Annotated in this window: 22 protein-coding genes; 3 read left to right on the forward strand and 19 right to left on the reverse strand. The window is 41.8% G+C overall.

All coding sequences use genetic code 11. The features are described from left to right. Positions 1-114: 114 nt before the first annotated feature. The 8 genes from WMO28_RS04870 to WMO28_RS04905 form a co-directional block, all read right to left on the reverse strand. Complete coding sequence (locus WMO28_RS04870) at positions 115-1,842, reverse strand: ABC transporter ATP-binding protein (RefSeq protein ID WP_349056215.1); 1,728 nt, start codon at positions 1,840-1,842, stop codon at positions 115-117. Continuing rightward, entirely contained in the window at positions 1,829-2,074 is a 246-nt protein-coding gene (locus tag WMO28_RS04875) for a hypothetical protein (protein WP_349056216.1), read from the reverse strand. Before WMO28_RS04875 ends, WMO28_RS04870 begins: the two co-directional genes overlap by 14 nt. Then, positions 2,071-2,220 carry a hypothetical protein gene (locus tag WMO28_RS04880; protein WP_349056217.1) on the reverse strand — a complete coding sequence of 50 codons (150 nt, stop codon included), beginning with the start codon at positions 2,218-2,220 and terminating at the stop codon, positions 2,071-2,073. The genes WMO28_RS04875 and WMO28_RS04880 overlap by 4 nt, the downstream gene beginning before the upstream one ends. A 331-nt stretch (positions 2,221-2,551) precedes the next feature. Next, positions 2,552-6,772 carry a leucine-rich repeat domain-containing protein gene (locus tag WMO28_RS04885; protein WP_349056218.1) on the reverse strand — a complete coding sequence of 1,407 codons (4,221 nt, stop codon included), beginning with the start codon at positions 6,770-6,772 and terminating at the stop codon, positions 2,552-2,554. A 21-nt stretch (positions 6,773-6,793) separates the two neighbouring features. Further along, positions 6,794-8,050: a nucleotidyltransferase family protein gene (locus WMO28_RS04890; RefSeq protein ID WP_349056219.1), complete on the reverse strand. Its 1,257-nt coding sequence runs from the start codon at positions 8,048-8,050 to the stop codon at positions 6,794-6,796. Between the two features lie 10 nt (positions 8,051-8,060). Beyond that, positions 8,061-8,798 (reverse strand): hypothetical protein, encoded by a 738-nt coding sequence (locus WMO28_RS04895; RefSeq protein WP_349056220.1) that lies wholly within the window; start codon positions 8,796-8,798, stop codon positions 8,061-8,063. Then, a complete protein-coding gene (locus WMO28_RS04900; protein WP_349056221.1) occupies positions 8,795-9,211 on the reverse strand; it encodes a S24/S26 family peptidase in 417 nt (138 codons plus the stop codon). The genes WMO28_RS04895 and WMO28_RS04900 overlap by 4 nt, the downstream gene beginning before the upstream one ends. After that, the gene (locus tag WMO28_RS04905; RefSeq protein ID WP_349056222.1) at positions 9,211-9,477 is read right to left on the reverse strand and encodes a PqqD family protein; all 267 of its coding nucleotides are present in this window, start codon (positions 9,475-9,477) and stop codon (positions 9,211-9,213) included. Before WMO28_RS04905 ends, WMO28_RS04900 begins: the two co-directional genes overlap by 1 nt. Positions 9,478-9,747: 270 nt before the next feature. Between WMO28_RS04905 and WMO28_RS04910 the strand changes: the two genes are divergently transcribed. Both WMO28_RS04910 and WMO28_RS04915 read left to right on the forward strand, forming a co-directional pair. Continuing rightward, on the forward strand, positions 9,748-10,122 hold the full coding sequence (locus WMO28_RS04910; RefSeq protein ID WP_349056223.1) for a helix-turn-helix domain-containing protein: 375 nt from the start codon (positions 9,748-9,750) through the stop codon (positions 10,120-10,122). Positions 10,123-10,367: 245 nt separating this feature from the next. Then, positions 10,368-11,225, forward strand: a complete 858-nt coding sequence (locus WMO28_RS04915) for a hypothetical protein (RefSeq protein WP_349056224.1) — start codon at positions 10,368-10,370, stop codon at positions 11,223-11,225. A 159-nt stretch (positions 11,226-11,384) separates the two neighbouring features. Here the strand turns inward: WMO28_RS04915 and trpA are convergent, their stop codons facing one another. From trpA to WMO28_RS04955, 8 genes are all read right to left on the reverse strand, one after another. Next, a complete protein-coding gene (gene trpA, locus WMO28_RS04920) occupies positions 11,385-12,176 on the reverse strand; it encodes a tryptophan synthase subunit alpha (protein WP_349056225.1) in 792 nt (263 codons plus the stop codon). Then, the gene (gene trpB, locus WMO28_RS04925; protein WP_178645453.1) at positions 12,169-13,353 is read right to left on the reverse strand and encodes a tryptophan synthase subunit beta; all 1,185 of its coding nucleotides are present in this window, start codon (positions 13,351-13,353) and stop codon (positions 12,169-12,171) included. Before trpB ends, trpA begins: the two co-directional genes overlap by 8 nt. Before the next feature lies 1 nt (position 13,354). Continuing rightward, positions 13,355-13,999, reverse strand: coding sequence for a phosphoribosylanthranilate isomerase (locus tag WMO28_RS04930; protein ID WP_178645452.1), 645 nt, complete (start codon positions 13,997-13,999; stop codon positions 13,355-13,357). Continuing rightward, a complete protein-coding gene (trpC, locus tag WMO28_RS04935) occupies positions 13,996-14,790 on the reverse strand; it encodes an indole-3-glycerol phosphate synthase TrpC (protein WP_349056226.1) in 795 nt (264 codons plus the stop codon). Before trpC ends, WMO28_RS04930 begins: the two co-directional genes overlap by 4 nt. Next, entirely contained in the window at positions 14,787-15,800 is a 1,014-nt protein-coding gene (gene trpD / locus WMO28_RS04940; RefSeq protein WP_178643950.1) for an anthranilate phosphoribosyltransferase, read from the reverse strand. The genes trpC and trpD overlap by 4 nt, the downstream gene beginning before the upstream one ends. Positions 15,801-15,857: 57 nt before the next feature. Continuing rightward, a complete protein-coding gene (locus WMO28_RS04945; protein ID WP_349056227.1) occupies positions 15,858-16,436 on the reverse strand; it encodes an anthranilate synthase component II in 579 nt (192 codons plus the stop codon). After that, complete coding sequence (gene trpE / locus WMO28_RS04950; RefSeq protein ID WP_349056228.1) at positions 16,433-17,920, reverse strand: anthranilate synthase component I; 1,488 nt, start codon at positions 17,918-17,920, stop codon at positions 16,433-16,435. Before trpE ends, WMO28_RS04945 begins: the two co-directional genes overlap by 4 nt. Before the next feature lie 131 nt (positions 17,921-18,051). Next, positions 18,052-18,228, reverse strand: a complete 177-nt coding sequence (locus WMO28_RS04955) for a hypothetical protein (RefSeq protein ID WP_349056229.1) — start codon at positions 18,226-18,228, stop codon at positions 18,052-18,054. 226 nt (positions 18,229-18,454) lie between these two features. On the opposite strand from WMO28_RS04955, the gene WMO28_RS04960 reads away from it, so the two are divergent. Beyond that, positions 18,455-19,132, forward strand: a complete 678-nt coding sequence (locus WMO28_RS04960) for a GTP pyrophosphokinase family protein (protein ID WP_178643955.1) — start codon at positions 18,455-18,457, stop codon at positions 19,130-19,132. A 23-nt stretch (positions 19,133-19,155) separates the two neighbouring features. Here the strand turns inward: WMO28_RS04960 and WMO28_RS04965 are convergent, their stop codons facing one another. The 3 genes from WMO28_RS04965 to WMO28_RS04975 form a co-directional block, all read right to left on the reverse strand. Further along, positions 19,156-20,139, reverse strand: a complete 984-nt coding sequence (locus WMO28_RS04965; protein ID WP_178643957.1) for a helix-turn-helix domain-containing protein — start codon at positions 20,137-20,139, stop codon at positions 19,156-19,158. A gap of 158 nt (positions 20,140-20,297) precedes the next feature. Continuing rightward, positions 20,298-21,365 carry a substrate-binding domain-containing protein gene (locus WMO28_RS04970; protein ID WP_178643959.1) on the reverse strand — a complete coding sequence of 356 codons (1,068 nt, stop codon included), beginning with the start codon at positions 21,363-21,365 and terminating at the stop codon, positions 20,298-20,300. Between the two features lie 98 nt (positions 21,366-21,463). Further along, positions 21,464-22,471 (reverse strand): ABC transporter permease, encoded by a 1,008-nt coding sequence (locus tag WMO28_RS04975; protein WP_349056231.1) that lies wholly within the window; start codon positions 22,469-22,471, stop codon positions 21,464-21,466. Between the last annotated feature and the right edge of the window lie 2 nt (positions 22,472-22,473).

Raw genomic sequence — 22,473 nt, forward strand, 5'->3', positions numbered from 1 at the left:
TTATTAGTAACCGTTTACTTATTTCACCCCGCTTTCTGTTAAGGTATATTTTTGTACCTACATCTTATAATCCATACATCCCCCCTTTCGTTCCCAAACCAGAATAATCTCTTCTCAAAAACCCTCCTTCTCACCAATATTACTCTGGAAAATTCCATCTTTTGAAAATACAATTTCCTTGTCAAAAAATTCTTTTTGATCCATGCGATGAGTTACCATCAACACTGTCTTATCTGTCATCTGACGCAAATTTTCCAAAAGTTTCACTGCCGTTGATTCATCCAATGCACTGGTCGCCTCATCCAATATAAGAATTGGATGTTCAGAAAATATCGCACGCGCAATTGCAATACGTTGCATTTGTCCTTCCGAAAGCCCTTTTCCATGTTCTCCTAATAAAGTATCCAAACCTTTATCCAGTTTTCGCACAAACTCATCTGCACACGCAATCTGAAGTGCACGTTGAATACGTTCTTCCTCTTTTTCCTTCTTCGAATCCCCAAACGCTATGATTTCCCGGATAGTCCCGGACAGTAACTGATTTCCCTGTGGAACATATGCGAACAGGCTTCGCCATTTTCCTGTAAGAAGTTGAGAACTTTTTTCAGTTTTTAATAACTGTATCCCTGAATCCAACGGATAAAGGCACATGAGCAACTTCAGAATCGTACTTTTTCCACATCCGGACGGGCCTGTAAAAACAATATATTCTCCTTTTTCAACAGTCAGATTCATATTTTTTAATACAACGGGCATCTGTAGTGTTTCTTCTTTAGTTCGAACCGATGGATGATAAGTAAAACACACATCTTCCATCTGAATCGCCTGAAAATCATTCTGATAAAATTCCTGAACTATTTCTTCTGAAATCACATCTTTACCGTCATATTCAAAATTTTCAGATTCCATCAGTCTCTCTGCACTTGCCAGCATAGCATAATAGCGGGGCAAAAATCCTGTAATATTCGCAAAAGGATTTTGTACCTGTCCAATCAGCTGAATGACTGCCATTAAATTTCCATAACTCATGGTACCTGTAAGAATTCTGTATCCGCCAAAAACGATTCCCAGCAGATAAACGCCTTTCATAACTATGGAAAATCCAATATTACATAAATTTGAAAAATTACTTCTCTTCAGCCTGGCGGTTTTATATTTCTCCATTAATTTCTCAGCCTGTACTGCTGTCTGTTTTTCCTTTGCAAAAGTATGTACAATCAGCAAACTTTCCAAACGTTCCTGTAAAAAAACACGTAGTTCTCCATCTGCTTCCTGAATTCTTTTATGCAAACGTTTTAAAATTTTCCGAAATCCATATGTCAGTAAAATCATAATAATTCCACCAGGTACCAGGATATAGAAAAAGAGTGGTTCCAGCCAGATAATTGCCGCCAGAGCTCCAATAAGTCTTACCAACATACTGATTATTCCTGGCACAATCTGTGTTATTCCTTCTGCCACTACCATAGTATCTGAAGTCAGTCGATTCATCCATTCACCGGAATGTACTGCTGTTACAGACGCATATTTTCCTGTCAGAAGTGTAGAAAAAAGTTTCTGTTTAAAACGATTTTCCACAACCGTTTTTGTATATTCATTTATCAAACGATTCGCTGCCGCAAGTATCGTCTGTAATAGCAAAATTCCGATCAAAAACACAATCGCAATCCAAAATGCTTTCTGTACTCCGGCTACCGCCATATTAATGATACACCGCAAAGCAAAGGCAAACATAATGCTGAGCACACTCAGTACTGCCTGAAGTATGATCAAAATTCCTACCAGCCATTTTGTTTTTCCAGTCACCTGCAGGAGCCATCTCAATGTACTACTCTTTTTCATAAGCACTAATACCCTTTATATGATTTTCTTTATTTATCTGGAATACTCTCTGTCTTCTAAAGCTCAATTTTTTAAGCAAAGTATTCTTCCGCAGCTTTCCAGTATAAATACTCCAGTATAAATACAGCGCCGCTACTGTCTTTTTATTATTTTCACTGGATTTTTCACTGTCCAGAGCTTTATTTACATAGCTTAATGCATTGTAATTGCTGATTGTAATATTTCCTGTCATAAAACATGCGTATCTTCGTTTTCGATTTCTTCTGCCGCTTCAAATGTCTCTTCAAAACCAGATTCATCTTCCGCTGCCAATATCGGTACAGAATTCAACATCAGTCCCATAGCTAAGACTAATGCCAGCATTTTTTTCAGCATCATACCTATCCTCCCTCTTTTATACCTTGATTTTCTTTAAATAAAGTTTTGGAGAGATATATAATATCTCTCCTCCGCTTATTTCTTTATTAATCTTATCTGTGAGTTACCTATTGCTTATTCCCAATCCATGCTAAGAATATCTGTCTCGTTACTGTCTTTTATTGTATTTGCAGTGGCTACTTCTCCCTCCAGTTCTATTACTTCAAAATCCGGACTTTCATATGTTTCTTTCATTTGTTTCTTTCCCCTTTCATGGTGTTTTTTTTATTTTATGTTCTCGATTCCTGTACAAAAATACATTTATCGTTCACACCTGTTAAAAATTAATCTTTTAAGCAAAATATGCTTCCGCAGCTTTCCAGTATAAATACAGAGCCGCCACGGTCTTTTTATTGTTTTCACTGGATTTTTCACTGTCCAGGGCTTTATTTACATAGCTTAATGCACTGTAATTGCTGATTGTAATATTTCCCGCCGTAAAAACATGCGTATTTTCCAGGTCCTGAGCCGCAATATTATTCAGTTCTATGTAATACGTATTGTTCTCTCCTGTCTCTGTTGGCTGAACTGTTTTTCCATCTACGGTAAATCTGTAATCTTCTATATTTCCTTCCGCAAGCTGATAGTACATACGTATCGTTGTCTGTTCTTTCAATAATAGGCTTGCTCCATAAAAACTCAGCTTCTCTTCTGTTCCTTCTCCTGTATACCCATATCCGGCCAGCATATCTTTTGTCACTCCTGATATGTCTCCCAGGCTGCCTCCGGCCAGATTATTCGTGTTATATCCAAACAGCTGCTGGGCATATCCACCATATACTGTCATGGCATTTACAAGATTTTTCAGTTTTTCATTGCTGCTGTTTTGAACGGTATCTACATAATCCTGTACGGAATATAATTCTTTCCAGCTTCCTGAAGATGTTTTCAGAGTTGCGGTGATCTTATCTGTCATCTGTTTTGCATATACATTACATGTAAATTTGTAACACTGATGACTGTTTCCCTCTTTATCCTTAACTTCCTCAAAACCTTTTTTTACCGCATCTGATACTTTTATGGTTGTCTTCTGCTTTCCGGCTACGTTCATTTCCATTACAGCAGTAGAATCATTTAAGATTGCTTCATCTAATTCTACATAAAAATTCACACCGATATCGCCGTTCAATGTCAGGGAATGTGCGGAAAATCCAAATTCTTTTTCTGTACCAGTTCCTGTTCCAGGATTTCCACCTGTACCGCTGCTTCCTGAGCCGGAACCAGAGCTACTTCCGCTTCCTCCTGAGCCACTTCCACCGGTTCCACTGCTTCCACTTCCTGAGCCGCTTGTACTTCCTCCTGAACTACTTCCCCCGGAAGTACTTCCTGAACCACTGTCTCCTCCAGTTCCAGTACCACTTCCGCCTGAACCGGATCCTGATCCTGTCCCAGAATCACTTCCTGAGCTTCCAGTGCCTGTTCCCTCTCCTGTTCCACCGCTTCCGGAACCTCCGCTGCCGGTTCCTTCGGATGGTTTCACCATTTCTTTGGCAATCCAGGTTAACTCTCCTCCATAATTTTGAAGCATACTGGAACTCCACGCTGGATTATTGGATGGGTAATAACAGGTAGCTATTACACTTTTTTTCTTTGGAATTCCTCCAGCAAACGCGTTGCTGTCAATCTGTGGTGCATTCCAGGAAAACGTAACGATTTTAAGAGCTCTATTTTGTCTAAATGCGCTATCACCAATTGTTTTTACATTTTTAGGAATTATAATACTCGGCAATTTATAACATTCTTCAAATGTGCTTTTCTTAATTTCTGTAATATTCTCTGGTATATTAATAGAGATTAAGGACTGACACATGCGAAAAGCACCGACACCTATTGTAGTTAGTGTCGTCGGAAGAGTTACATCCGTAAAGCTATAACAGCCACTATAAACAGCACCATACGTTGCTCCTGCTCCACAAGCCAGAAATGCAGAATCTCCTATGGTTGTTACACCCTCTGGTATCTCCACACTCTTCAGCGCAACACATACCGCAAATGCCTCCTTTCCAATTTCCTTTAAGCCCTTCGAAAACGTCACCTCATATAACTTGTGCGATTCATAAAACATTCTCTCTGGTAAATATTGTAATTTTGCAGGAAGCGTAACACTTATCAGACCACTGTATGCAAATGCTTCTTTTCCAACATTTGACACTTTTTGTGGTATATCTACTGATTTTATTGCACAGTTTTTAAAAGCCCCCTCTCCTATTTCCTCCAAATTTTCAGGAAGCGTTGTTTTTTCGTCAGTAATTTTATAACAATGATAAAATGCATAATTTCCAATATACGTTATATTATCATCTAATTTTATAGACTTAATCTCTGTTCTCTGTTCATACCACGGTGCATACTTATATTCTTCAATCGAATAATCAAACATCCTTCCTGAACCAGTAATCGTCAATATTCCATCTTCTGTCAGATTCCATGTAAGTTCATTTCCACATTTATATTTATCTTCATCTTCTATTTTTCCCTCATACGTCCAAAGTAAATTTCCGCCATAATCCTGTGTTGTGATTTCCGGGGTGTACGACGTATTATCCTTAGGATAATAACAGGTAGCTGTTACGCCTCCAAAGGCATTTATCCCTATTGTCGGTGCATCTCCTTTAAAATCAATGCGATTTAAAGCAGAACAATTATAAAATGCATAATCGTTAATAGATGACACCCTTTCTGGTACTTGCAAATTTTTCAAGTTTTTGCAACCAGAAAATGTATAACCCAATATCTCACTTATCTGAGACGGTAATGTGATATTTTCTATCTTTTCACACCCGCTAAAAGCCCGTGCTCCTATACTTGTAACCTTATCCGGAATCTCAATATCCTTAAGAACCGTACAATTATCAAATGCCGATTCTCCTATTGTAATTAGTTTTTCCGGAATTGTAACAGATACCAGTTTCGTACATCCATAAAACGTAAAATTTTCAATTGTTGTTGTACTTTCTGGTACTTTAAACTGTTCCAACATACAACAATCGTAAAAAGCGCCATCACCAATTGCTGTAATTGCTTCTGGCATTGTAATTTTCAATAACGATTTACAACCTCTGAATGCCTGAGGTCCAATACTTGTAACATTATTTGGTATAACAACTTCTGATAGCGATTTACATCCAAAAAAAGTACTATCACCTATACATTGCAGTTTCAAGGGCAATTTTACCTTTTCCAAACTGCTGCACTCATAAAATGTATAATCTCCAAGCGTTTGTATCTGATCCGGTAATTCTATATTTTTTAAATTACTACAACGATAAAACGCCTGTTTTTCAATTGTCTGAACAGTATTCGGAACATTAAACTGTACCAGTGATGTACATCCTCCAAACATTGTATCACTTATCGTGTTAATTCCCTGAGGTAATTCCACGTTCGTCAGCTTAATACAGTTTAAAAATAATCCTTTTCCCAATTCTTTTACTGTATCCGGAATTTTTATTTTCTGCAACTTCTTACAATCTTTAAAGGCCTGATCATTTATTATGTTAATATTTTCTGATAATTCTATCGTCGCAAAATTATTTCCGGCAAGTGATTCTGTTCCAATACTTTGAACAGAATCCGGAATGTTTATATTTGTTAAATAATTGTATTCAAACGCATATTCTCCAATATTTGTGATCGTATCAGGCAGCTGTACACTTGTAATTGCTACTTTTGAAGCATCATTCGTCCAGCTTCTGCAAAATGCATACGGTTTTATTTCTGTAACTCCATCAGGAATTATGATCTGTGTCTCTTTTACTCCATTTATATACAGATCAGCACCAAACTGCAATGGATTGGCATTTTCTCCATCAAAGTCTATCTGGCACCAGGACTCAAGCCCTTCAATCATTACTTTGCTCACATTGTGACACCAGTGAAACGCCTCATACCCAATTTTTTCTACACTGTCAGGTATAGAAACTTCTGTTAAATTCTCGCAGTCATAAAAAGAATACTGGCTGATGGATGTGATTCCTTCCCCTATCACAATCTTCTTTATATTTCTTATCTGATCTCCCCATCCGCAAATTGGCTCATAATACTTCCAATCATACTCTATCGTGGGCATCGGTCCACTGCCAGACAGGGTCAGCACTCCATCTTTTGTTAATTCGAATGTTATATTCTCTCCACATTTTCCACTTACAGATATTTCTGATTGTGAAGAAAATACTTCCACATCTTTATTTTCACTTTCTTCCGGTACTGCCGAAAATTCCTCAACCTCTTCTTTTTCGGTTTCTTCTGACGGCGCAGATAGTTCCTCCGCATCTTCACTTTCTGTCTCTTCCGACTGACTTATCTCTTCCAGATCTTCATTTTCGATTTCTTCTGCCGGTTCGGATATTTCCTGCTGTTCTTCACCTTCTACGATATCTGATCCTTCAGATATTTCCTCAGCCGATTCAAATGTCTCTTCAAAAACAGATTCATCTTCCGCTGCCAATACCGGTACGGAATTCAGTACCAGACCCAGAGCTAATCCTAATGATAATATTTTTTTCAGCTTCATACCTGTCCTCCCTTTTTTATATCAGCTGTTACTTTTTACTGTCCTAATTAAAATTTTCCATTCTGTCCACAGTTTTCCCGGATGTATCAGAATACCCCTGATCACACGATACGGTGGCATAATCACTCTAAAATAACGATGGCGATAAAAAAAAGGATAATATTTTTTCATTTTTTCTTCATTCGGCCACAGTCTGTCTTTCATGTAATACCACATTTTTTTTCTATTATTCTGTTTATTTACTCCCAAATTTTCCAGCTGATGTCTGATTCGATTCTGGGAAGTTCCATAAATCCCGCTTCCAATCATATAAAGAACCGTATTCCATTCCTCTGTTGTTATTTTCTCTTCTTTATCAAATACATGTATTGCCGTATTCCGCAACAATACTTCAAAGTCTTCAAGCTTCAAAAGCTTAAGCTGCGATAAAATATAATTCCAGTCCATGGATTTATTATTTTTTATATAAACATACATATCTGTCAAAGTCCGTATGCCGCTTCCACTTACAGAAAAATGTTTATGTGCATGCGTAACAAAATACAAATATTCATCTTCTTTGGAATAATAATACCGATATGGTTTCTTCTCATCTGGAATTGCTCTTTTCCATGGATTTTGATAATATTGTGATTTTATATCATCAAAAGACTCTTTAAACAACTGATGATGCATTTCAAATTTAAACATTGGTTGTTTTATATAAGCATCATGGCAATCTCCTTTTTCCTTTAAAGTATAACCACACTTTTCCATCACTGTTTGTACAGCTTTCTGCGTTTGCTTCTTCCAGTATTGAAGCTCTTCTTCTGTTTTTCCTTTTAAATGATATTCACCATCATCCATCTGGATAAATCCACATAAAATATCATTATCGCTCATCCAGCGTGTTCCCGCTTCCGGATAATATTCTGCTATATTTATTCCTTTTAAAATCAGATGTGCTAATTTCTGCTCTTCCAGCTCTTTTACAACTTTCTCTCGTTCTACCTCAAAATATATCTGACGATATAATGTTGCATTATAGGCTTTCTGGCCTGCATTTCGAATCTCTTCCGGAACTATTTCACTGTATTTCTGAATATACTTTCCGATAAGAGCCTCCATATAGTTTTTTTTCACTAAATCCCATACCATTCTCCATGTACAATTTACAGGGGAATCTATAAGTTCTGTCTGATTCAGTGCACCCCTTAATAAATACACCATATATCTGGAAGCATTCTCATATTCCTTTTGCTTCCTATATTTTTCAGTCGCACTCTTTTTTTGTTTCATAATAAATTTATCAAACTTTCTCTTCCTGTTGATCTTTCATCGTCAATGCTTCAAAACTACATTTCACTGCCTGCTCCGATATATTGCAACTAAATTCATATACCGGTACCAATTCCAGTATTTTGCTGAATAACTCCAACGTTCTGCCTGCTTTTTTAGAATCGGTCATAATATATATCTGTGGTAATAACAGGGGCAATGCCTCTCTTTTGTTCAATTTATGTATCCTGTTTGTATCGCCTTGTCTCAAAAAACAGATTCCCTTTACAGGAACACAACTGTTTTTTTGTAATCTTTCTTTTCCTGCCCAGGGTGTACCATAAGCAATAATTTCATTTTCAGTTACTTCTATAACCGGCTTATCTCCATTAATAATCTCAACATCTGATCCCAGATATTGTTTCCAGAGTCTGACATGTGTTGTTTTTCCGGTTCCACTGGGCGCAGTAAAAATATATCCTGCCTTTTTCCACGCTACAACTGCGCCATGCATTAGAAGTTTGTTTCTATCCGGTAACTCATCTGCAATTTTCAAAAGAGTGGTGATTATCTCCATATAATTATCAGATTTTTCTTTATCTTCACTTCTTCTTTCCAGTTGAATATCGGCTGGAGTAACCGTGATTGAAAAATCTTCTACCAGATTTTTATCTGTAATAATATACTCTTTACAATATTCCCGCAGTGTATCATGAATACCGCAAATGCGAATTATCATGTTTGCCAGATTTATTTTAAATTCCATCATAATATTCTCTTATTCTTAATTTTTTTCATCAAATAACGTACAGGATATAATGCCACCCATATCCTGCTGTATAACTTATAAAACGCTCCTTCTATCGAGATCTGGCGTTCTCCTCGATAGAATCCTTCCAGTTTTCCAATAATTTGGTCTTTCGTAACATCCGTTTCCAGATTTATACAATTATCTCCACAGATAATGTATCTTTCTGGTGTAACCCGAACAATCCTGTGTAACACATACATATTTCTTTTTCTGTAAAGCACTACGTCATATTTCTTCAGTTTGCCAGCAAATGGTCTGATAATAACGGTATCTTTTTTATTTCTCAGCATTGGGAACATGCTTTTTCCATTTACAGTACCGACATAGATTCCTTTTTCTTTAATGACATCTCCTAATTCAACAGATTTCATCACTTTTCCAAAACTCCGGCTTTATAAAGTCTGTCTATCATACTTTCAATATCATGCTTTGCAACATTTAAATCAACTTCGTATTTTTCTGAAATCTTCTTTGCAATCTCATCTGAATCTAAGCCTTTTTCCATATACAGCCATACATCTCTGCCTGTCCGATTTAAATTTATCATTCCTTTAAATCGTTCACTTTCTTCCCCTATCGCAATCACGATTGCCTGTCCGGCAACTTCACGCATTACATAATTTTCTTTTATCTTCATATTTTTATCCTTTCTCTTGCCTGGAATGCTATTAATACTTTAACTGCAAATTGTTTGTTTTTTTATGCAATAATTTTCTATATTTTCCTATATATTTAAATTTCTTATTCTATTTTAAGAAATCTCATTTTTTCTCACAAGATGGGGCGCAGCTTGTTGACTGATTTTATGTCGTTTCCTGTCACTTTTTTGGTCTGATTTGAATGATTTCGTTGACCCAAATATGATATACTATGAAATATCACTAGAATTAAGAGGGGATTTTTACATATGTCTGTATTTTCTGATTTGCTCAAACATTATATTCATGAGAAAAATGTCAAAGTAATGTCTCTTGCACATTACTGCAATCTGGAACGTTCTACGGTTTACAAATTTATTAACGGAAAACGTGAACCTATGTCTGCCGAGCTGGTGGAACAGATTGCTCATTTTATAAAACTGACTCCGCTTGAAACCTATCAGCTTAAAGAAGCATGGAAAATGGCACGCATGGGAGAGAATGATTATTATATTCGCAAAAGTATTGAGCATTTTTTGTCCGATTTTCCTAATAAATCCACTACTTCACTGCACAGTATTACCCCCCCCCCCACGCAAATTTGGTCAATTCTTTTCCTGCCGGTCAGAACTGTCTTCTGCTGAATTCCAGACAGGCACTGGATTCTTCTGTTCACCAGATTTTAATGACAGAAGCGTCCAAAACCGATGGACGGATTGCTCTTTTTCTGCAGCCTGATTATCCTTTTTTGCTGCACTTATTATCTACCATACAGCCTTCCGGTTCTCTTAAAATTGACCATATTTTCAGTCTGAACCGCTCTGCACGGTTTACAGAAGCACATGAACTTTACGAACTTTATTATTTAAGGAATCTGTTTCCTGTTTATATGAATAAGCTGGATTATCGTATTCACTGTTTTTATACAGATGAAATCTCGCATTTCAGGAAGCTTTCCGCTCTGCCTTATATGATCCTGACTTCGGAATATGCCATCACCTGCTCTTCTGATTATCAGATGGGAATTTTATATCAGGATCCGGATATCCTTCAGGCTTTATGGAATTTGTTCAATTCCCACCAGGATCTCTGCCAGCCTGCGTTCCAGACTTTTCCTATTATTGCAGATGATCTGCCGTCTCTTTTCCAGTTTGTTGCCAAGACAAGGGTTTCTTCCGATGTGGCAATCTTTATTCAGCCGGAAGCCTGTATTCTTCCTTTTCTTCGCAAAGATCTGCTGGAAGAGATTTTTAACTACGATCTTTCGGGAGCTGATTACGTTATCTCCATGGCAGACGCTTTATTTATGGATAACATGCAGCGTATTAAAAATGGGAAATTTGTTATCTATTTTACCGAATACGGCATGACACGTTTCCTGCGGTATGGACTGTTTGAAGAAATTCCGTCCACATTTTACCATCCACTGAATATAAAACAACGGATCCGGATTCTTCGGGAGATATCTCAGTGCTGTCATGAAGGATCTTACCGGATCTTAAAAAAGCCACTGAATCACCTATCCGAAAATCTTCGCATGGCTCTCTGCGGAAATACCTGTTCGCTCACCTATCAGACAAATTTTGGAGAGCATATGTGTTTTGCTATCACAGAGCCGTTTATACTGCAGATTTTTTATGATTTCCTGACTGAAATGGATCCGGATTCCTATTATGCGCCTGAGGAAGCTGTCAATATCATGAACGCTATGATCAAACAGCTCGAAAACGGTGACTACAGTGCTTAATGCCAGACACAACAATTGAAGAGTAAAAAGTAAATCAGCAAAGCGCAAAAAAATGCCTCGCACCATCTTTTTCAGATGATACGAGGTATTTTCTTCATTTTGCTGAATATCTCATTGCTATAATTTTTACTTCGGACTGTAAAAAGCCAGTTGGGACAGTCAACGAGCCACTTTCTCCGTCCCCAATGACTCTTTCATCTCTTTCACGTAGGCTTTGACTTTCGGCACACAGTCCTTGCCATAAGCTCCGCAAAGCTTCACAATGGCAGATCCTACGATGGCTCCGTCGGACTGGTCAGCCATCTTTTTTGCCTGCTCCGGAGTTGAAATTCCGAATCCTACTGCACATGGGATGTCTTTCTGGGCTTTTACCAGCTTCACCATAGCTCCGATATCTGTGGTAATGTTGGTACGCATTCCTGTTACTCCAAGGGAAGATACGCAGTAAACAAAGCCTTCTGCCTCTTTTGCGATCATGGCAATCCTCTCATGGGAGGTCGGTGCGATCAGGGATATCAGGTCAAGGCCGTACTGTTTGCACACAACGTCGAACTCTTCTTTTTCCTCAAAAGGAACATCCGGAAGGATCAGTCCGTCCATTCCCACCTCTGCTGCTTTTTTAATAAAGTGTTCTGTTCCGTAGGAAAATACTACATTTGCGTAGGTCATGAATACCATTGGAATTTTCGTGTTTTTACGGATTTTTTCCACCATTGCAAAAATTTTGTCTGTGGTGACACCGCCGGAAAGTGCCCGCACATTGGCTGCCTGGATTACCGGTCCCTCTGCTGTTGGATCTGAAAACGGGATTCCAAGCTCGATCAGATCTGCCCCTGCTTCCTCCATTGCGTATACCAGCTGCTCTGTGACCTCAAGTGACGGATCTCCGCAGGTCACGAAAGGAATAAATGCTTTTCCATTTGCAAAAGCTTCTGTAATTCTTTTATTCATGAATATCCTCCCCTCTGTAGCGGGCGATTGCCGCACAGTCCTTATCTCCACGTCCGGAAATGGTAATTACCATAATCTTGTCTTTTCCAAGTGTCGGCGCAATTTTTTTCGCATAGGCTACTGCATGGGCACTTTCGATGGCTGGAATGATTCCTTCCATTCTGGAAAGATACTCGAAAGCGTCTACTGCCTCGTCATCTGTTACCGGTACATATTCTGCTCTTCCGGTATCATAGAGATGTGCATGCTCTGGTCCGATTCCCGGATAATCCAGTCCTGCGGAAATGGAATATACCGGTGCGATCTGTCCGTATTCATCCTGGCAGAAATAGGATTTCATGCCGTGGAAGATTCCAAGGCGGCCGGTTGCGATGGTTGCTGCCGTCTCTGCTGTATTCACGCCACGTCCTGCTGCCTCACAGCCGATAAGACGAACATCTTTATCCTCAATAAAATTGTAGAAAGTTCCGATGGCATTGGAGCCGCCACCTACGCAGGCAAGTACAACATCCGGAAGCCTGCCCTCTTTTTCCAGCATCTGTTCCTTGATCTCCTTGGAGATCACTGCCTGAAAATCACGGACAATGGTCGGGAACGGATGTGGTCCCATAACAGATCCCAGTACGTAATGGGTATCTGCGATACGGTTCGTCCACTCACGCATGGTCTCGGAAACGGCATCTTTCAAAGTTGCAGTTCCGCTTGTGACAGGATGAACTTTTGCTCCCAGAAGACGCATCTTGTAAACATTTAAGGCCTGACGCTCGGTATCCTCTTTTCCCATGAATACCTCACATTCCATACCCATGAGTGCTGCTGCGGTTGCAGTTGCAACACCGTGCTGGCCGGCTCCTGTTTCTGCGATGACACGGGTCTTGCCCATTTTTTTTGCCAGGAGCACCTGACCAAGTACGTTGTTGATCTTGTGAGCTCCTGTGTGGTTCAGATCCTCCCGTTTCAGATAAATCTTAGCTCCGCCAAGATCCTCAGTCATATGTGCCGCATAGTAAAGACGGGATGGTCTTCCTGCATATTCATTGAGAAGCTCTGTGAGCTCACGGTTAAATTCCGGGTCGTTTTTGTAATGGTTGTATGCTTCCTCAAGCTCCAGAACGGCGTTCATCAGTGTTTCCGGGATGTACTGTCCGCCATGGATGCCGAATCTTCCTTTTGACATGTTATATTTCCTCCTCTATGTTCCTCACGGCCTGTACCGCTTTTAATATTTTATCCGGGTCTTTGTGACCGTCGGTTTCCACGCTGCTACTTAAATCTACTGCCCAGGGGTGGAGCAGGTGTATGGCTGATTCCAGATTGTCGCAGCCAAGGCCTCCTGCAAGGAACCATGGTCGTTTTATGGATGGCACCAGATTCCAGTCAAAGGTTTCTCCGGTTCCGCCGGCTCCCTGATCCAGGAGGATGTAGTCTGCTCCCGAACGGAGCGCCTGCTCCACATCCTCTTCTGTTTTTATGGAAAAAGCCTTGATAAGCAGCTGGTCTGTCATTCCCTTAAGCCGGGTTATATATTCTTCGTCTTCCTGTCCGTGAAGCTGTGCCAGTGCAATGGTTCCTTCGTTTAAAAGCTGTGCGGGGAGCTCCACCGGTGCATTGACGAATACGCCTGCCGGCAAAATATTCTCATCCAGTTTTTCCCGAAGCTTCCGTAGCTGATCCACTGTGACATTTCTCCGGCTTTTGGGAAATTCTACGATGAATCCGCAGAAGTCCGGTTTGGCCTCATTTACTGCCTGGATGTCTTCCGGGCGGGTGAGACCGCAGATCTTGATCCTGGTACGGGCTGTCATATGCTTTCTTTCGTTCATACCAGTGTCCCGCCATTCAGTTCTTCCAGTGCTGCTTTTTTATCCGGACTTCTCATCAGGGTCTCTCCGATGAGGACTGCACCTACGCGGTTTCTTTCCAGAATCGCGATGTCTCCTGCATTTCTGATTCCGCTTTCCGATACAAAAACTACATTGTCCGGTGCCAGATTTCGAAGTCGGATGCTGTTATTCATATCCACCTGAAAAGTTTTCAGATCACGGTTATTGACGCCTACGATCTTCGCGCCTGCCTTCAAAGCCCGCGCCACTTCGTTTTCGTCATGAGCTTCCACCAGGGCATCCATTCCAAGATTTTCTGCCAGCTCGCGGTATTCTCTTAATTCCTCATCATTTAAGATCGCACAGATCAGAAGCACAGCCGATGCCCCAAATGCTTTTGCCTGATAGATCATGTACTTATCCACCGTGAAATCTTTTCGCAACACCGGAATATCCACCTGTTCTGTGATCTCGCGGAGATGGGTATCACTTCCCATGAAGTAAAAAGGCTCTGTCAGGCAGGATATTGCAGCTGCACCTGCCGCCTTATATTCCTTTGCAATCTCAAGATAGGGAAAATCCGGCGCGATCAGCCCCTTTGATGGGGAAGCTTTTTTTACCTCGCAGATGTAGGACATTCCTGGCTTTTTCAGTGCTTCCAGAAATGAAGGTCTCTTCGGTGCTGCTTCTGCCAGAGATTTCAGCTGTTCCAGGGGGAGCTGCTGTTTTTCCTTTGCTATCCGTTCTCTTGTTTTTTCTGCAATTTCTTCCAGAATGTTTCTGTCACTCATTCTTTATTTGTCTCCTCGATAAATTCCTGAAGCTTGGCTGCTGCCGCGCCGCTGTCGATAAGGTTCTCTGCCATTCTCACACCTGCCTCGATTGTTTCGGCTTTTCCTGCGATATAAAGTGCTGCACCTGCGTTCATGCAGACGGCCTGGCGCTTCGATCCTTTTTCAGTTCCGTTTACAATGGCTTTTGTGATCTCTGCATTTTCAGCAGGAGTACCGCCCACCAGAGCTTCCTTGCTGCAGCGTGTGTAACCGAACTGCTCCGGTGTGATCTCGTAAGACTGGAACCATCCGTCTTTGATTTCACATACAGAGGTCGGTGCACTCATGGAAATCTCATCCAGCTTGTCCTGTCCGAAAACTACCATTCCGCGGGTAACGCCAAGCTTCATCATAACCTGTGCAAGCGGCTCTACCAGTGCCTGGTCAAAAACTCCCATCAGCTCCATATTTGCTCCTGCAGGGTTGCTTAATGGTCCTAAAATATTAAATACAGTGCGGATTCCAAGCTCTTTCCGTATCGGTGCCACATATTTCATGGCAATGTGATAATTCTGTGCGAACAGGAAGCAGATGTTGATCTTTTTCAGGATCTCCGCACTTTTTTCCGGCGGAATCGTGATCTTGACACCAAGGGCTTCCAGTACATCTGCCGCGCCACTTTTTGAGGATGCTGCACGGTTTCCATGTTTGGCTACCGGAACACCACCGGCTGCGATCACCAGAGATGAGGTTGTGGAAATGTTAAAGGAGTTTGCTCCGTCACCGCCGGTTCCTACGATCTCCAGAACATTCATGTCGTGGAGAAGTTTGATACAGTGTGCCCGCATGCCTGCCGCGGATGCTGTGATCTCATCAATGGTTTCTCCTTTCATGGAAAGTGCGGTAAGATAGGATGCCATCTGCACCGGTGTTGCTGCTCCGTCCATGATTTCGTTCATAACAGTCTCTGCTTCGTTATAGGTAAGATCTTCTTTTTTTGAAAGTTTGATGATTGCTTCTTTGATCATTGTTGTTTTCTCCTATTCTGTAACGATTCTATCTTTTATGGATTGCTATTCTCTGTCTTATCTGTCTCTGACAACCTTCATAAAGTTCTCGGTCATTGTTTTTCCATCTGGTGTCATAACGGATTCCGGATGGAACTGCAATCCGAAAATGGGATATTCTTTATGTTCCAGTGCCATGATCTCGCCGTCCTCTGATTTTGCGGTGACAATCAGTTCTTCCGGTAAGGTGTCCCGGATTGCAGCCAGTGAATGATATCTTGCCGCCGGGAATGTTTCCGGAAGTCCTTCGAAGATCCTGCTCTCACCCACCTTGCGGATTTCTTTCTGTTTGCCGTGCATCAGTTCTTTTGCGTAGGAAACAGTGCCTCCGAAGGCTTTGCAGATGGACTGATGACCAAGGCAGATACCAAGGATCGGCAGCTTATCTTTGAAATATTTTATGGAATCAATGCAGATGCCTGCATCCTCAGGTCTTCCCGGACCAGGGGAAAGAATCAGTGCCTCCGGCTTCATCTTTTCCAGCTCTTCGATGGTCACTTCATCATTTCTCACTACTTTAATATCCGGCTCCACGGAACTGATCAGCTGGTAAACATTGTAGGAAAAGCTATCATAATTATCGATCAGTACTATCATTCCAGTCCCTCCTGTGCAGTTTCGATTGCCTGTACAACGGCTCTTGCCTTATTGCAGCATTCCTGGAATTCATTTTCCGGAACACTGTCTGCCACGATTCCGGCTCCGGACCGGATGCAGATCTCGCCATTCTTTTTATAAACCAGACGGATGGCAATGCAGGTATCCAGATTTCCTGCAAAATCCAGATATCCGATGGCTCCGCCGTAAATGCCCCGTTTGCTCTGTTCCAGTTCCTGAATGATCTGGCAGGCACGGAATTTCGGTGCTCCGGAAAGGGTTCCTGCCGGAAGGATCGCATCTACCGCATCCACCGCGTCTTTGTCGTCCCGGATCTGCCCGGTCACTGTGGAACCGATGTGCATTACATGGGAAAAACGCTCGATGCACATATATTTTTCCACCTTTACCGTTCCGATCTTACTGATCTTTCCGATATCATTTCTTCCCAGATCCACAAGCATGTTGTGTTCGGCCCGTTCCTTTTCATCTGCAAGAAGCCCTTTTTCCAGTGCCTCATCCTCTTCCTTCGTCTTTCCCCTTGGTCTGGTTCCTGCCAGCGGAAAGGTGCTTAATTCCTTTCCGGTAAGCTTGGCCAGGGTTTCCGGGGAAGCGCCTGCGATCTCGATATCATCGCTGGAAAAATAAAACATATACGGGGATGGATTGGTAGCTCTCAAGACACGATAGGTATCAAAAAGACTTCCCTCTGCTTTCGCCCGCATCGGATTGGAAAGCACCACCTGGAAAATATCTCCCTCCCGGATATAATATCTGGCTGTCTCTACCATCTCACAGTATTTTTCCTTCGGAAACTGCGGCTGGATGGGAGATTTCAGCTTCAGGGACGGAAATTCTTTGTGCTCTCCGTTTCGGATCAGCTCTGCCATCTCTGCAAGCTTCACTTCGGCTTTCTGGTAAGAATTTTCCAGATCACCGGTCATCACTCCGGTGATCAGAAGTACCTTCTGTCTGTAATGGTCAAACGCGATAACCTGGTCAAAAAGCATGAGATCCACGTCCCGGAAATCTTCTACTGTTTTATCGGTAAGCTTAAGCTTAGGCTCGCTGTATTTAATGTAATCGTAAGAAAAATATCCTACCAGACCGCCAGTGAATGTAGGCATTTTTTCGAGTACCGGGCTCTTGTATTCTTCCAGGATCTTTCGAATTGCTTTTCCCGGATGCTTTACCTGCTGCTGCGTTTTCTCTTCGGTTCCGTCTTCATGAATCTTACGGATCTGAAGATTTCCATCCGTACAGGTGATCTCCATAGATGGTTCATATCCCAGGAAGGAATACCGTCCCCACACCTCTGTCTGGCTGGCACTTTCCAGCAGGTAACAGTGTCTGCTGGCTGTGCGAAGAGTCCGCATCACTTCTACGGGTGTATAACGGTCGGAATACAGCTCTCTGCATACGGGAATGCGCCGGTATTCGCCTGACTCTGCGATTTTTCTGATTTCTTCTAATGTTGGATACATATACAGGCCCTCCTGAGTTTTTTTTGTGATTGCTTCTGCCAGGAGAAAATACAAAAAGCCCGTCTCCGGCAGAATCCAGTTCTGCCAGGGACGAGCTTGAAAATTCAAATTACCCGCGGTGCCACCCTGATTCACAGTATGACCTGTGCACTTGTCGGAATACCAGCATATTCCCGGCAACTGACGTATGCCCTCACGTCACAGAATACTCGATATATAACAACATCTTTCCCTGTGCCCTCAGCGGTCCATTTAGTAAGCTGCTTCTCGATCCGGCTCTCACCCTCCCGGACTCTCTGTGCGCGCATGAAAACTTTTATCTCCGCTTCAACGGTTTATTGGTTTACTCAATTAAATTTTTTATATAAAATAGCACAGGATTTATAATATGTCAATACAAAAGTTGAAAAAACTGTCATTTTATTCTATAATTATCCTATATCATTGCTGAAAATCAACTACTGCAGATTACGTTTTATCTTTATTTTTTTCAGCATATCTCACATACGAAAGGAGTTTCCCTCAAAAAATACCATGACTAAAGAAAATGCTAACACCTGGCTGGATACCCCGGATCCGCAGGTTTTTATCAAAAATTCTGCAAAATTTAACGATCTGATGATGATGTACCGCTGCACAGTCCGCGAGGTCCGTACCAAGCTGGAAGTTCTCAACGATGAATTTTCCGTAGAATATAAACGTAATCCGATTTCTTTTATCAAAACCAGAATCAAGAAACCGGAAAGCATCTATAAGAAGCTGAAGAAGCTTGGCTATGAATTCACAGCCGAGAATATTCAGAATCAGCTGAATGATGTAGCCGGTATCCGTGTTGTCTGTGCGTTTATCGACGATATCTACACAATCGCAGACCTGATTTCCAAACAGGACGACATCACCGTCATTCAGTTAAAGGATTATATCAAAAATCCAAAGCCAAACGGCTACCGCAGCTATCACATGATCGTAGAGATCCCCGTATTCTTCTCCAAGGGAAAAACTCCTATGCGGGCCGAGATCCAGATCCGTACCAATGGCATGGATTTCTGGGCCACACTGGAGCATCAGCTGCGTTATAAACAGAATATTGAGGAAATGGATGGATATACCGAAGTCAGCGACGAGCTTCTGAACTGTGCCAGAGCTGTGATCGATATGGATAATGAGATGCAGCGGATCAAAGATAAAATCGGACAGTTCCACGATATCTGACCAACGAATAAAGCAGGTGGGGTTCAAAGCCTCACCTGCTCTTTTTCACTGTTCTTCACCCGGAAAGCTCTGGGTGTCATATGATAATGTTCTTTAAATACCCGATGAAAATAGCTGTTATTCTCATATCCCACTGCCGCAATGATATCGCTGATGGGAAGATCTGTTTCACACATCAGCTCTACAGCCTTATTCAGACGTTTTCGCTGAAGAAGCTCCTTGAAGTTAAATCCTGTCGTTTTCTTGATCATCTTGCTTAATACGTGCATGGGCAGATGAAGACGGCTGCACAGCTCTGTCAGGGTTGCTGTCCGGTATTTCTGCTCAATGTAGTCCAGCGTTGTCATGGAGATCATGTTTTCGTACTGATTGGGAAGACGCATCTCCACATACTGTACGGATTCCACCAGATACATGAAGATCAGGCCCATTGTGGTCTGATTGATCCGTTCCCGGTTTTCTTCCCCGTTTACCAGGGAATAGATGATGTTTTCCAGAAGGTTCTGGATCTGAAGGACTTCTGCCACCTTGAAGTGCAGATACTCTCCTCTCTCTTCATCCTGTCTGAGCACATTTACAAGAAAATCTGCCAGCATATTATCATTACCTGTCATGGAATAGGCCACATCAAAAAATTCCGGCAGCACCATGAAATTAATAGCAATATCATTCTGTCCTGCTTTCAGGATCTCATGCTTCGTAAACTGATTGAGAAAAAGCAGCTCGCCTTTATTGACAATGACTTTTTTTCCATCGATGATATTGGTCAGCGAACCTTCACACACGTACAGCACTTCCACAAAATTATGCCTGTGCGCCGGAAAGTGTACAAAACGTGTATGGGTACGTACAGCGATCAGACGGCCTTCTTTCAGCATTTTTCCGCTGTCTACCGTAAAATCCCGGCCGGAAGTATAAAGATCTTTATCAACCTCTGCCTCTCCGTCCAGAATCTTTCGTTCTTCTTCTGTAATTTTTCTCAACTGATCCAGTAGTGCCTGCTGCATGTGCCCTGCTCCTTTATCCGTTTATACTCTCTTCGTTTTCCTTATCATTTTAACACTGCCGTGCATTAAGTACAACATCAGAAACAGGCGGAGTCCGAAGACCCCGCCTGTTCTGAAAGGATTTATCATATGAATATTACAGTCAATATGAGGATTGATTAGTACAGTTTAGCCATCTCTTCGATGTTGCTTGTATCGAATTTCAGAGGTGCGCCAAGAACAACTTCTGTACCACCGTCATCAGCATCTGTGATTGTGTAGTCACCAAGGTCACCAGCTGTGAACTTGTCATCTTTAGCACCTGTGATGTCACCATTGATCAGAGCGATTGTTGTGTAAGCGCTGAGTTTTCCAAGACCCTGCATATCCCACAGATAGAAGTATGGGCAGGAATGATCTGCATCATCACCTGTGTACTCCTGCATCTCAGACGGAAGTCCAAGACCTGTCAGTTTGCACTCGGAACCATTATCCTGAAGATATTTAGCAGCTGCTGCGATACCAACTGTTGTAGGAGCGCAGATAACTTTCAGATCTTTGTAGTTCTGAAGAAGAGCTGCTGTCTGGTCTGTAGATTTCTGTGGCTCATCATCACCATATACAACATCTACAAGCTCAAGTTTGCTGTATTTGTCATCGCCTTCCATGATGGTCTTCATTGCGTCGATCCATGCGTTCTGGTTAGCGGACTGTGATGTAGCGGAAAGGATAGCGAACTGTCCCTCACCACCGGAGATATCAAGAACTGCATCCATAAGTGCCTGAGCAACTTCTTTTGTACCAGCCTGATTTACGAAAATCTCACGGCTGTCTTTGTTCGGAGCGGAGTCGAAGGAAGATACTTTGATTCCTGCATCCATAGCTTCCTCAAGTTTAGCCTGAAGAGCGTTTACATCGTTAGCGGAAATACAGATTGCATCGAAGTCCTGGGAGATCAGGTTGTCAAGAACTTTGATCTGTGCATCAGCTGTAGCTGTCTCAGGATAAACGACCTGAACTTCACCGCCCTCAGCCTCTACTGTCTCCTGGAAAGATTTAGCTGCGATCTCGAAGAATGCGTTACCAGCTGCTTTACCAACCAGAGCAATCTTTTTGTCTTTTGCGGAATCGCCAGCTGCTGCTTCTGTCTTAGTGTCGTCGGATTTGTCGTCTGCTGCAAGAACCGGGCAAACTGTACCAAGAACCATTGCTCCACAAAGGATTGCGCTAATTACCTTTTTTTTCATTTTTGTTCCTCCCTATAAGAATATAATTTTTTTTATATGCTGCTGTCTCCGCTACACCCTTGGATACAGCTAACAATCATATTGGGTTTCAAAAATATTTAGTTTTTCTTCATTGCTACTGCTTTTTTTACATCGCCGATGATGTTCGGAAGAGCTACTGCTGCTACCAGAAGTACACCGATGATCAGCAGGATAACCTGTGCGTTTACGTTCTTCTGTCCAAGACCAACTCGTAAGCATACGATGATGAATGCGGAAATGATACCGCCGGCCAGGTTACCTTTACCACCTGTGGAGGAGATACCTCCGAATACTGCCATTGCGATGGCATCCATCTCAAATCCGTTACCAGTTGTTGTGTTTGCACCATAAGAAGATGATACCAGGAATACTGCACAAAGTCCAGACATAAGTCCCATAACTGTGTAGATGATAAAACGAATCTTCTCTACATGAACTCCTGCGTAATAAGCAGCTACACGGTTTGTTCCAATTGCATATGTACGACGTCCGAATGTGCTCTTTCCAAGGAAGATTGCAAAGATTACTCCAAGGATCAGTACCAGGAAAAGAATATACGGAACATCTCCTACTTTTCCACCGATTGCACGGAAACCATCTGTGTTTGTGATCGCGATACTTCCTCCGGCACCAAGTGTTACCTCAGCGATACCACGGAATATAATCTGTGTTGCCAGTGTTACGATCATTGGCGGGAGCTCTTTGAAACGGGTAAGGATGAATCCGTTAACCGCACCGCAAAGGGCACCAACAACCAGTGCTGTGAGTACTACTACGATGAATGGAGCGTTTGTGTTGCAGACCATACAGCTTAATGTAGCGGACAGACACACGATTGCACCAACGGAGATATCGATTTCGCCTAATACCAGGATGTACGCCATCGGGAACATCATGAATACCTCTGCAAGGTAAACCGGCATCTGACGAAGAACACTCTTCAGATTATAAAATTCAGAAAATGATGCACAGAAAATATTTACCAGGATAAAGAGAATGACCAGGATGCCTTCCCAACTGAAAATGATGTGTTTCATCGGATTTTCCGGCACATTGTTAATACTTCTTCCAGATTTTCCAGCCATGA

This window comes from Blautia aquisgranensis (genome assembly GCF_040096615.1).
GTDB lineage: Bacteria > Bacillota > Clostridia > Lachnospirales > Lachnospiraceae > Blautia_A > Blautia_A aquisgranensis.